At 61.1% G+C, this 12,459-nt stretch carries 10 protein-coding genes; 1 reads left to right on the top strand and 9 read right to left on the bottom strand.

Features of this window, described 5'->3' with window-relative positions:
* Positions 1 to 79: 79 nt before the first annotated feature.
* The 9 genes from DKB71_RS06925 to edd form a co-directional block, all read right to left on the bottom strand.
* Positions 80 to 1,240 carry an ABC transporter ATP-binding protein gene (locus DKB71_RS06925; RefSeq protein ID WP_274073384.1) on the bottom strand — a complete coding sequence of 387 codons (1,161 nt, stop codon included), beginning with the start codon at positions 1,238 to 1,240 and terminating at the stop codon, positions 80 to 82.
* Positions 1,241 to 1,242: 2 nt separating this feature from the next.
* The gene (locus DKB71_RS06920; RefSeq protein WP_047532453.1) at positions 1,243 to 2,088 is read right to left on the bottom strand and encodes a carbohydrate ABC transporter permease; all 846 of its coding nucleotides are present in this window, start codon (positions 2,086 to 2,088) and stop codon (positions 1,243 to 1,245) included.
* A complete protein-coding gene (locus DKB71_RS06915) occupies positions 2,081 to 2,989 on the bottom strand; it encodes a carbohydrate ABC transporter permease (RefSeq protein WP_408599937.1) in 909 nt (302 codons plus the stop codon). Before DKB71_RS06915 ends, DKB71_RS06920 begins: the two co-directional genes overlap by 8 nt.
* 150 nt (positions 2,990 to 3,139) lie before the next feature.
* Complete coding sequence (locus DKB71_RS06910; protein WP_408599936.1) at positions 3,140 to 4,432, bottom strand: ABC transporter substrate-binding protein; 1,293 nt, start codon at positions 4,430 to 4,432, stop codon at positions 3,140 to 3,142.
* Between the two features lie 117 nt (positions 4,433 to 4,549).
* Positions 4,550 to 5,809: an AGE family epimerase/isomerase gene (locus DKB71_RS06905; protein ID WP_408599935.1), complete on the bottom strand. Its 1,260-nt coding sequence runs from the start codon at positions 5,807 to 5,809 to the stop codon at positions 4,550 to 4,552.
* Positions 5,810 to 6,026: 217 nt separating this feature from the next.
* Positions 6,027 to 7,496, bottom strand: a complete 1,470-nt coding sequence (locus DKB71_RS06900) for an ATP-binding protein (protein WP_408599934.1) — start codon at positions 7,494 to 7,496, stop codon at positions 6,027 to 6,029.
* Positions 7,486 to 8,217 (bottom strand): response regulator, encoded by a 732-nt coding sequence (locus DKB71_RS06895; protein ID WP_408599933.1) that lies wholly within the window; start codon positions 8,215 to 8,217, stop codon positions 7,486 to 7,488. The genes DKB71_RS06900 and DKB71_RS06895 overlap by 11 nt, the downstream gene beginning before the upstream one ends.
* Before the next feature lie 179 nt (positions 8,218 to 8,396).
* Entirely contained in the window at positions 8,397 to 9,356 is a 960-nt protein-coding gene (locus DKB71_RS06890; RefSeq protein WP_408599932.1) for a glucokinase, read from the bottom strand.
* Positions 9,353 to 11,179: a phosphogluconate dehydratase gene (edd, locus tag DKB71_RS06885; RefSeq protein ID WP_008056761.1), complete on the bottom strand. Its 1,827-nt coding sequence runs from the start codon at positions 11,177 to 11,179 to the stop codon at positions 9,353 to 9,355. The genes DKB71_RS06890 and edd overlap by 4 nt, the downstream gene beginning before the upstream one ends.
* 220 nt (positions 11,180 to 11,399) lie before the next feature.
* Here edd and gap point away from each other — a divergent pair, with 220 nt between their 5' ends.
* On the top strand, positions 11,400 to 12,401 hold the full coding sequence (gene gap, locus DKB71_RS06880) for a type I glyceraldehyde-3-phosphate dehydrogenase (protein ID WP_274073378.1): 1,002 nt from the start codon (positions 11,400 to 11,402) through the stop codon (positions 12,399 to 12,401).
* The last annotated feature ends 58 nt before the right edge of the window (positions 12,402 to 12,459 follow it).

Genomic DNA, 12,459 nt, shown 5'->3' with positions numbered 1-12,459 from the left:
GTCTTATTGTTATTAACTGTTTTTATCTAACGCGGTTACATCCCCTGTGGGAGCGGGCTGCTCCCACATTTTTTGATCTTCAGCGGCCTTTGAATTGGGCCACGTTGGCGGCGTGAGCTTCGGTTTTCGGCAAGCCAGCCACCCCCAGCCGCTCACCTGTCTTGGCATCGAACAGCAGCACTTTCGCCGGATCGAATTGCAACGTCAGAGTCTCGCCAACCTGCGGCGCAACATCGGGCGCCAGGCGGCAGCAGACCTTGGTGTCGTTGAGGTTGACGAACACCAGGGTGTCCGGCCCCGTTGGCTCGGTGACCTGGACTTCGGCGCGAATGCTCGGCAAGCCATTGGGCTCGCCGCTGGCCAGTACGATCTGCTCAGGGCGCATGCCAAGGATCACTTCGCGGTCTTCGAGCCCGGCGTCCTGCATGCCCAGCGGCAGCTCGCAACGGGCCTGGCCGCTGTCGAGCAGCGCCAGCAGGCGACCGTCCTTGCGCTGCAAACGCAGAGGGATGAAGTTCATCGGCGGCGAACCGATGAAGCTCGCCACGAACAGGTTGGCCGGGTTGTTGTAGATATCCTTCGGCGTGCCGAACTGCTGGATGATCCCGTCCTTCATCACCGCCACTTTGTCCCCCAGGGTCATGGCCTCGATCTGGTCGTGGGTCACGTACACCGTGGTGGTTTTGAGGCGCTGGTGCATCAGTTTCATTTCGGTGCGCATCTCGACCCGCAGCTTGGCGTCGAGGTTGGACAGCGGTTCGTCGAACAGATAGATCTTCGGCCGCCGCGCCAGGGCACGGCCCATCGCCACACGCTGTTGCTGACCACCGGAGAGCTGGCCGGGCTTGCGATTGAGCAGGTGTTCGATCTGCAACAGCTTGGCGACGCGAGTGACTTCCTCATCGATGGCGGACTGGCTCATCTTGCGGATTTTCAGGCCGAACTCGATGTTCTCGCGCACGCTCATGGTCGGGTACAGCGCGTAGGACTGGAACACCATGGCGATGTCGCGATCCTTGGGGCTCATGCCGCTGACGTCCTGGTCGCCGATCATGATTGCGCCGCCGGTGATGGTCTCGAGACCGGCGATGCAATTCATCAGGGTCGACTTGCCGCAGCCCGACGGGCCGACAAGGATCAGGAACTCACCGTCCTTGATCGACAGTTCGATGTTCTTCAGGGTGTCCGGCAGGCCGGCGCCATAGGTCTTGTTTACATTGCGAAGTTCGAGCGTAGCCATGATTACCCCTTGACTGCGCCGGCCGTCAGCCCGCGCACGAAATACTTGCCTGCGACCACATAGACCAGCAGGGTCGGCAGCCCGGCGATCATCGCCGCGGCCATATCAACGTTGTATTCCTTGGCCCCGGTACTGGTGTTGACCAAGTTGTTCAGCGCCACCGTGATCGGTTGTGAATCCCCGCTGGAGAACACCACCCCGAACAGGAAGTCGTTCCAGATCTGAGTGAACTGCCAGATCAGGCAGACCATGATGATCGGCGTCGACATCGGCAGGATGATCCGGCGAAAGATGGTGAAGAAACCCGCGCCGTCGAGGCGTGCCGCTTTCACCAGCGCATCGGGAATGCTGATGTAGTAGTTACGGAAGAACAGCGTGGTGAACGCCAGGCCATAGACCACGTGCACGAACACCAGGCCCGTGGTGGTGCTCGCCAGGCCCATCTTGCCGAGGGTGAACGAGGCCGGCAGCAGGACGGTCTGGAACGGCAGGAAGCAACCGAACAGCAACAGGCCGAAAAACAGCTGCGAACCACGGAAACGCCACATCGACAGCACGTAGCCGTTCAGGGCACCGATGGCCGTGGAGATCAGCACCGCCGGAACGGTGATCTTGATCGAGTTCCAGAAATAACCGTCAACCGTGGCCCAGGCCTTGACCCAGCCGATGCCGCTGACCACGGTCGGCCAGCTCAGCAGGTTGCCGGTGCTGATGTCTTCCGGGGTCTTGAAACTGGTCAACAGCATGACCACCAGCGGAATCAGGTAGAGCATCACGGCGAGGATCAGCACGGCGTAGATCGCGATGCGACTCAAGCTGATGGCAGGTTTGGCAGCGAGACTAGTCATGACGCTTGGTCCTCAGCTCGGAGTACAGGTAAGGCACGATGATTGCGAGAATCGCACCGAGCATCAGAATCGCACTGGCCGAACCCATGCCCATCTGGCCGCGACTGAAGGTGAAGGAGTACATGAACATCGCTGGCAGGTCCGAGGAGTAGCCCGGGCCACCGGCGGTCATCGCCGCCACCAGGTCGAAACTCTTGATCGCGATGTGCGCCAGGATCATCACCGCGCTGAAGAACACCGGGCGCAGGCTTGGCAGCACCACTTCCCAGTAGATGCGCGGCATGCTCGCCCCATCGATCTGCGCGGCACGGATGATCGATTGATCAACGCCGCGCAGGCCGGCGAGGAACATCGCCATGATAAAGCCCGAGGCTTGCCAGACAGCGGCAATCACCAGGCAATAGACCACGCGATCCGGGTCGATCAGCCAGTCCAGGCGGAAGCCTTCCCAGCCCCAGTCACGCAACAATTTGTCCAGGCCCATGCCCGGGTTGAGCAGCCATTTCCATGCAGTACCGGTGACGATCATCGAGAGCGCCATCGGGTACAGGTAAATGGTGCGGATGAAGCCTTCTCGACGGATGCGCTGGTCGAGGAAAACCGCCAGCAGCACGCCGATCACCAGGGTGATGCCGATGAACATGCCGCCGAACAGCGCCAGGTTCTTGCTCGCCACCCACCAGCGGTCGTTGTCGAACAGCCGCGCATATTGCGCCAGGCCCGCCCACTTGTAGTTGGGCAGGAAGGTCGATGTGGTGAACGACAGCACGAACGTCCACAGGATGTAGCCATAGAAGCCCACCAGCACGATGAACATGCTCGGCGCCAGCACCAGTTTTGGCAGCCAGCGTTGCAATGCATCGAACGGCGAGGCCTTGCTGAACACAGCAACAGAACTCATGGGGAAATCCACAATAAAGATTACAAGGGCATTCCCTTGTGGGAGCGGGCTTGCTCGCGAAAGCGGTGTGTCAGGCGAAACATGTATCAACTGAAGCGACGCCTTCGCGAGCAAGCCCGCTCCCACAGGAGGGGCCTGCGGTGCTAAGGGTTACTTGGCCGACTGAACCGCCGCGCCGAGTTTTTTGGCCGCATCAGCCGGGTCGGCTTTCGGGTCGTTGATGTAGTTGGTCACTACGTCGAAGAACGCACCCTGTACCGCCAGCGTGGTCGCCATGTTGTGCGCCATGCTCGGTTGCAGGCCGCCGGACTTGGCGTCAGTCAGGAAGTCCTTGGCCGCGGTCTGGGCGCACGCATCGAAACCGTACTTGCCCATGTCCGCCAGCATGTCGTTGCGCACCGGGATCGAGCCCTTGTTGATGCTGAAGACTTTCTGGAAGTTCTCACCCAATACGACTTTGGCGATGTCCTGCTGACCGGCAGCAGTGCCTTTGTCCTTCTGCTTGAACACTGCCAGCGAGTCGATGTTGTAGGTGAAGGCCTTGTCGGTACCCGGGAACGCTACGCACTCGTAGTCCTTGCCGGCGACCTTCTTGGCGGCGGTCCACTCGGACTTGGCCCAGTCACCCATGATCTGCATGCCGGCCTTGCCGTTGATGACCTTGGCCGCTTCCAGGTTCCAGTCCTGACCTTTGCCGTCGGCGTTCATGTAGGTCGCTACTTTCTTCAGTTCGGTCAGCGCCTTGACCATTTCCGGACCGGTCAGCGCGCCGTTGTCGAGATCAACCAGGGCTTTCTTGTAACCATCGACACCCATGACCGAAAGCACAACGGCTTCGAACACGGTGCTGTCCTGCCAAGGCTGGCCGCCGTGGGCGAGCGCAATGAAGCCGGCAGCCTTGAGCTTGTCGCCTGCAGCGTAGAATTCTTCGAGGGTGGTCGGGTTCTTGGTGATACCGGCTTTCTTGAAGACTTCCGGGTTGATCCACAGCCAGTTCACCCGGTGAATGTTCACCGGCACGGCCACGTAATCACCTTCGTACTTCACGGTATCGGAGACTTTCTTGTCGAGCAGGCTGTCCCACTTCTCTTCTTTGGCAACGTCCTTGAGGACGTCGGTGTCGAGCAGACCGGTCGATGCCCACTCCTGAATGTCCGGGCCCTTGATCTGGGCAACGCCTGGCGGGTTACCCGCTACGGCTCGGCTTTTCAGCACGGTCATGGCCGTCGCACCGCCGCCACCGGCGACTGCGCCGTCCTTCCAGGTGAAGCCGTCTTTTTCGACTTGAGCCTTGAGCACATCGACCGCTGCCTTTTCACCACCCGAGGTCCACCAGTGAACGACTTCCACGGAACCTTTGGATTCGGCGGCAAGCACACTGAGCGGAAGCGCAGACAGGGAGACGAGGGAAATGACAGTAGCGAGGCGAGAAATCGCATTCATCGAGAAGTACCTTTCTTGTTGTTATGCATGCAAGTCTGGTGCTTGCGCTGCAGAGGATTTTAAACAGGGGACGGCCCTTCGCAGGTAACGAAGGGACGCGCGAATGTCACCGCATGGTTACACAGAACCGCTCTGGGACAATGCTGCCAGCGCACTGGCCATGCTCGGCGCCAACGGCAGGCGCGGGATCAGCACCGCCTGCCAGGCGTGATAGAGGTCGGGTTTTCCGGGCCAGATATCGGCACTTGGGCGGTTCAAGGGGTCGAGTTCGTGATGCCAACTGCCATCGCATCGGTCGATGAAATGACTGTCACAGAATTCCCAGAACAGTCGGTACCAGTATTCGTATTGCGCATCGCCGGTGCGCTTGAGCAAGGCACTGGCGGCGGCGCTGGCTTCGCAATGGGTCCAGTGCAGGCGATGGCGGACCACTGCCTTGTTGTCCCAGTCGAGGGTGTAGACCAGGCCCGGCGCGCCGTCGATGTTCCAGCCGTGGCGGCAGTTGTGCTCGAAGAGTTTTTGCGCGTCGGTGGCCAGCCAGCCTGGGGTGAGCATGCCGGCGCGTACTCGCGCAGCCTCGAGATGCAAGAGCAATCGAGCCCATTCGAAACCGTGTCCCGGCGTGGTGCCGTAGGGGCGAAAACCATCGGCCGGGTTGTCGTGGTTGTACTCGCGCAGCGGTTGCCAGTCGCGGTCGAAATGCTCGATCACCAGATAGTCATTGGCGGCGGCGTGACCATGAATCACTCGCTCGACGATGCGCTGGGCGCGGTTTAACCAGCGCTTGTCGTCGGTGACATCGGCCAGGGCGAGGAAAGCTTCGGTGGCGTGCATGTTGCTGTTGGCGCCGCGGTACGCCTCCTCTTCGCTCCAGTCGCGATTGAAGGATTCGCGCATGGCGCCTTCTTCTTCGCTCCAGAAACAACTGTCGATGATGTCGATCGCGTCATCGAGCAAGGCCTGCGCACCGGGCCGTTGCGCGACCACCGCGGAACTCGCGGCCAGGGCCACGAAGGCATGCAGGTAGGCGTTCTTGCCGGTGTTACCGTCACGGTGTTGGGCGAGCGCGAACCAGCCACCGTGCACGGCATCGCGCAAGGGTCCGCGCAGGGCCTGGATGCCGTGATCCACCAGGTCGGCAAAACCCGGCAGGCCCTGGATATGCGCCATGGCGAAGCTGTGGGTCATGCGCGCGGTGTTCATGGTGTGGGCTTGGGCGTCGGCCGGCAGACGACCTTTTTCGTCGAGATTGCCGAAGCCTTCAGGCAGTCTTGATGCCTTGGCGAATGCCAGTAGGCGCAAGCCTTCGGCGGCGAGCCATTGCTGATGGGCCGGTGCGTTCAGCCAGCTGCTGAAGGCGGGTTGAGAAGAGTCCATGGGGTGCCTTTTTTGTTGTTATGACTGAGGGGCAGTCTAAACAACGGGCGGTGGTGGGCTTGTAACGAAGGGGGCGTGTTATGTCACCAAGCTGTGACATTTCCCTTTTGAAATTGCGTTGAATGCACTGACGCCTTCGCGAGCAAGCCCGCTCCCACATTGGAATGCATTCCAACTGTGTGCGGGCTTGCTCGCGAAGAACGATAACGCGGTATTGCTAATCAACACTGCGGGGCAGTTGCAGGGTCACCCGCAACCCCCCCTCACGCAAATTCTGCAAACTCACTTCCCCTCCATGACTATGGGCAATATTGCGCGCAATCCCCAACCCCAACCCATACCCCTGCTGCTGCCCGGCCAGACGAAAGTGCGGCTCGAACACCTGCTCCAGTCGCTGCTCGGGAACCCCTGGCCCTTCATCATCGACATGCAGGACAAACGCGCTGTCGTCATCATCGATGTGCAGGTGGGCGTTCTGGCCGTACTTCAGGGCATTGTCGATCAGGTTGCCGATGCAACGCTTGAGCGCCAGCGGTTTGCCCGGATAGGCCGCCAGGGCGCGGCCTTGCTGGGTCACGCGACCGTTACCGTTGGGTGACAGGTACGGCTCGACCAGACATTCAAGCACATGGTTGAGGTCGACCTGCTCGATGTTCTCGTGGATGTCGGTGTCTTTCACACATTGCAGCGCGCCCTTGACCAGCAGCTCCAGCTCATCCAGGTCACGCCCGAACTTGGCTTGCAGCTGTTCGTCTTCGAGCAATTCGACCCGCAGGCGCAAACGGGTGATCGGGGTGCGCAAGTCGTGGGAAATCGCGCTGAACAACTGGCTGCGTTCGGTCAGGTAACGGCTGATGCGCTCGCGCATGGTGTTGAAGGCGCGGCCGACTTCGACCACTTCACTGCCGCCGCCTTCGGCCACCGGCTCGACGTCGGCGCCCAGCGACAGGTCCCTCGCCGCCCGCGCCAGGCGCTTGAGCGGCCGGCTTTGCCAGTGCACCAACAGGCCGATGAACAACAGCAGGAAGCCGCTGGTGAGGACGATGAACCACACCTGCTGCGCCGGCAGGCCTTGTTCTTCAAGACTGGTGTAGGGCTCAGGCAACAGCGAGGCGATGTACAGCCATTCGCCCGGCGCCATCTGGATCTGCGTGACCAGCACCGGCGGGTTCACCGGCTCCAGGGTCAGCGCGTAGTGCGCCCAGGAACGTGGCAGTTCGTCGAGCTTGAGACCAGCGTTGAAGATCCGCAGGTCTTCGGGGCTGACAAAGGTTACCGAGATGTCGGTGTCCTGGCCGAGGGACTGGCGCAGCACCTGGTCCACCGCCTTGATCACCGCTTCCTTGCGGGGCGTGATCGGCAACACTTCCATGCCCAGGGGTTTGTCATTGAGCGTCACCACGAACCGCGTACCGCCCATGCTGCGCAGCTGGTCGAGCACCAGCGGGCGATAGGCCACCGGCAACGAGCGCAGGTAACTGACGCTGGCGTTCATCGAGTGAGCGAGGCTGCGCGCGCTGGTGACCAGGCCTTCCAGCTGGGTCGCACGTAATTGGGAAACCCAGATCACGCTCGACAAGGTCTGGGCAAACAACACCGCGAGTAACGTCAGCAGCAACATGCGCCCGAGCAGCGAGCGTGGCACCGGCACGCGGCCGGCCAAGTTGCGCAGGAAATCAGTGACCATTGGCGGCAACCACACTGGCTGCCAGCTGATAGCCGCTGCCCCGTACGGTGCGAATCAGCCGCGGTGGTTTTTCCGTATCGCGCAGACGCTGGCGCAGACGACTGACCGCCATATCGACGATGCGGTCCAGGGGCATCAGGTCCCGGCCCCGGGTGGCGTTGCCGATGGTGTCGCGGTCGAGGATTTCCTGGGGGTGATCGAGGAACAGCTTCAACAGGGCGAAATCGGCACCGGACAGAATCACCTCTTCGCCATCGATGTGGAACAGGCGATGACTGACCATGTCCAGGCGCCAGTCATCGAAGGCCAGCACTTCGCCGCCGGAGCGCTCCTGGCCGAACTGGGCCCGGCGCAGCAAGGCCTTGATGCGCGCCTGCAATTCCCGGGGGCTGAAGGGCTTGCCCAGGTAGTCGTCGGCCCCCAGCTCCAGGCCGATGACCCGGTCGGCCTCGTCGGAGCTGGCGGTGAGCATGATGATCGGCACCTGGGACTGACGCGGGTGCTGGCGAATCCAGCGGCACAAGCTGAAACCGTCTTCGTCCGGCAGCATCACGTCGAGGATCACCAGGTCGCTGGGAGCGTCGTTGAGGGCCTGGCGAAAGCCTGCGCCATCGGGCGTGGTACGCACCTGGAAACCCGCGCGGGTCAGGTAGGTGTCCAGCAACTCGCGTATCTCTTGATCGTCATCGACCAACAAAATCGACTTGTTGACTGAGCTCACAGGAAGGCGTCCTTATTATTTGAATTGGGCGGATTATGCCTTAAGCACCATTTTTACAAACACCACAGAAACAATTGTGGGAGCGGGCTTGCTCGCGAAAGCGGTGTGTCAATCAACGAATGTGTTGAATGTAAAACCGTTTTCGCGAGCAAGCCTGCTCCCACATTTTTGATCGCATTTCACACTGGGACAGATTGTTCCAGTGCTACCCCTGCCCCCATCAACCCGGAATACGGCGCCGTCACCAGCCACACCGGAATCCCCTTGAAGTAATCGCTCATGCAACCCTTGTCGGCAAAGCATCGAGCGAAGCCACTTTCGAGGAAGAAATCGGCGAAGCGCGGGATCACCCCGCCAACGATGAACACACCACCACGCGCACCGGTGGTCAGCACATTGTTGCCGGCCACGCGACCGAGCCAGCAGCAGAATTGTTCGAGCACTTCCAGGGCAATCGGATCGCCCGCCAACCCGGCAGCCGTAATCGCCTCCGGGGTTTCGAGCACAGGCGTATGACCGTCCACCGCACAGATCGCCCGATAGACTCGGGGTAAGCCGCCGCCACTCAACGCCGTTTCAGCGCTGACATGGCCGATCTCGTTGAAGATGTGCTGCCACAGTTGAGTCTCGCGCGGGCTGCTCAGCGGCAGATCGACGTGACCGCCCTCCCCCGGCAACGCGGCAAAACGCCCGTCGCCCAGATCGAGCAACGTGCCAACGCCCAGCCCCGTACCCGGGCCAATCACCACCGCCGGGCGCAACGGCTCCGGCGTGCCTTCGCACACCACGCGAAACTCACCGGGTTGCAGACGGGTCATGCCCAGGGCCATGGCCGAGAAATCGTTGACCAGCAGCAGCTGATCGACCTGCAAGGTCTTGCAGAAACCCTTGCGGCTCAAACGCCAGTGATTGTTGGTGAATTTGAATTCGTCGCCGCTCACGGGGCCTGCCACCGACAGGCATACCGAGCCGATGGAACCCGGCGCCAAGCCGAGTCCGCTCAGGTAGAGGCTGATCGCCTCTTCCGGGCTGGCGTGGTCGGCCGTCGCCAGCACCTGGACGCTTTCCAATTGCTGGTTTTTCCACAACGCGAAACGTGCGTTGGTGCCTCCGATGTCACCGACCAAAGCCAGTTTCAATTAAGCGTCTCCAGGGCAGAAGTGAAGGCGCTGGCCCCCTGCTCCGCCGAGCTGAAGGCCATGCGCATGAAACCAAACAGTTCGCGACCGGTGCCGATGTTGTTGCCCAACAAACCCTTGGCTGGTGTGCGCGCTGCAAATTCTTCGGCGTCCACCTTAAGCTCCAGGGTGCCTTTAACGCCATCGACGCGGATGATATCGCCCTCTTGCACCCGTGCCAAAGCGCCGCCCACATAAGCTTCGGGGCTGACATGGATGGCCGCCGGGATTTTCCCCGACGCACCGGACATCCGCCCGTCGGTGACCAGTGCCACCTTGAAGCCGCGATCCTGCAGCACGCCAAGGAACGGCGTCATCTTGTGCAGTTCCGGCATGCCGTTGGAACGCGGGCCCTGGAAGCGCATCACCGCGACAAAATCCTTCTCCAGCAAACCGGCCTTGAACGCATCGGCCAGGTCCTGTTGATCCTGGAACACCATGGCGGGCGCTTCGACGATCTGGTTTTCCAACGCCACCGCGGAAACTTTCATGACGCCGCGACCGAGGTTGCCTTCCATCACCCGCAGACCACCTTCCGGCGAGAATGCGCGGGCGACCGGACGCAGGATACTTTCATCGAGGCTTTCGGTGATGCCTTCGCGCCAGACCAGTTCACCGTTGTCGAGGAACGGCTCCATGGTGTACCGGCGCAGGCCGTGACCGAGCACGGTGTTGACGTTTTCGTGGAGCAGCCCGGCGTCCAGCAGTTCGCGAATCAGGAACGACATGCCGCCCGCGGCCTGGAAGTGGTTGATGTCGGCTTTGCCATTCGGGTAGACGTGGCTCAGGGTCGGCACCACCTCGGAGAGGTCGGCCATGTCCTGCCAGGTCAGCTGGATGCCCGCCGCCATGGCGATCGCCGGCATGTGCAAGGTGTGGTTGGTCGAGCCGCCGGTGGCATGCAGGGCGACGATGGAGTTGACCAGCGAACGCTCGTCGACGATTTCACCGATCGGCAGGTAGTCGCCGTTCTGCTTGGTAATGCGCGTCACCTGGTGCGCCGCTTCGCGGGTCAGGGCGTCGCGCAACGGCGTGTTCGGGTTGACGAAGGAAGCGCCCGGCAAGTGCAGGCCCATGACTTCCATCAACAGCTGGTTGGTGTTGGCGGTGCCGTAGAAGGTGCAGGTGCCGGGGCTGTGGTAGGAGTTCATTTCCGACTCCAGCAGCTCTTCGCGGCTGGCCTTGCCTTCGGCGTAGCGCTGGCGCACGTCGGCTTTCTGCTTGTTGGAAATACCCGACACCATCGGCCCGCCCGGGACGAAGATCATCGGCAGGTGGCCGAAGCGCAGCGCGCCCATCATCAGGCCCGGGACGATCTTGTCGCAGATGCCGAGCATCAGCGCGCCATCGAACATGTTGTGGGACAGCGCAACGGCGGTGGACAGCGCGATGACTTCGCGGCTCGGCAGGCTCAGCTCCATGCCCGGCTCGCCCTGGGTCACGCCATCGCACATGGCCGGGGTACCGCCGGCGAACTGGCCGACGGAGCCGATTTCGCGCAGGGCCTTCTTGATCAGTTCGGGGAAGACTTCATACGGCTGGTGCGCCGAGAGCATGTCGTTATATGACGAAACAATTGCGATGTTGGCGGAGTTCATCATCCGCAGGCTGTTCTTGTCGTCGCTGCCGCAACCGGCCACGCCGTGGGCGAAGTTGGCGCATTGCAGCTTGCCGCGCATCGGACCGTCGCTGGCGGCATCGCGAATCAGTGCAAGGTAAGCCTCACGCGTGGCGCGACTGCGGGCGATAAGCCGTTCGGTGACCTCAAGGACGCGGGGATGCATGTGTAGAACTCCAGGCTAACGGATGTGGCGACCTGATTGTCTATGCTGATCAAAGGCCGGTGTCGATGGGATGACAGACGGTTTTCTTGATCGGTTGGACCAGTTAATTCAGGTCACTCGTTGTAGATTGAATAAAATATTGCCATTAAAAAGGCTTGTTTTCTATTTTTTTGCGAATAATCTTGTAATTCCAACAACAAAACGACGGCGGCGCTGATAAATGACTCTACGAATCGCAATCAATGGTTTTGGCCGCATTGGTCGTAACGTCCTTCGAGCACTCTATACCCAAGGCTATCGCCAGGATTTGCAGATCGTCGCCATCAACGACCTGGGAGACAGCGCTATCAATGCGCACTTGCTCAAGTACGATACGGTTCACGGCACGTTCGAAGCCGATGTCCAGCATGACCAGGAAAGTCTGACCGTCAACGGCGACCGCATTTCGGTCAGCGCCATCCGCAATCCGGCCGACCTGCCCTGGGCCGCGGAAAAGATCGATGTGGTGTTCGAATGCACCGGTCTGTTCACCGACCGGGCCAAAGCCGCCGCGCATATTACGGCCGGCGCACGCAAAGTGATCATCTCGGCCCCGGCCGCAGGCGCCGACGCCACCGTGGTATATGGAGTCAACCACGACATTCTGCGCCAGTCGCACCAGATTATTTCCAACGCCTCGTGCACCACCAACTGCCTGGCCCCGGTGGCTCAGGTGCTGCACCGCGAACTGGGCATCGAAAGCGGCCTGATGACCACCATCCATGCCTACACCAACGACCAGAACCTGACCGACGTCTACCACAGCGACCCGTACCGCGCCCGTTCGGCCACCCAGAACATGATCCCGAGCAAGACCGGTGCTGCCGAAGCGGTGGGCCTGGTGCTGCCGGAACTGGCGGGCAAACTGACCGGCATGGCCGTGCGCGTGCCGGTGATCAACGTCTCCCTCGTCGACCTGACCGTGCAGCTCAAGCGCGAAGCGTCGAAGGAAGAAGTCAACGAACTGCTCAAGCAAGCCGCCCAGCACTCGAAAATCCTCGGCTACAACACCTTGCCGCTGGTTTCCAGCGACTTCAACCACAACCCGCTGTCGTCGATCTTCGACGCCAACCACACCAAGTCCAGCGGCAAGCTGCTCAAGGTGCTGGCCTGGTACGACAACGAATGGGGCTTCTCCAACCGCATGCTCGATAACTGCCTGGCGCTATGCCACGCCGAATAATTCGGCGCCTGCATGATCGCCATCGCCAGCAAGCCGGCTCCTACAGGAATCGCATACG

This window comes from Pseudomonas sp. PLMAX (assembly GCF_046042685.1).
GTDB classification, from domain to species: Bacteria; Pseudomonadota; Gammaproteobacteria; order Pseudomonadales; family Pseudomonadaceae; genus Aquipseudomonas; species Aquipseudomonas putida_AE.
This window is presented reverse-complemented; position numbering and strand designations above follow the sequence as displayed.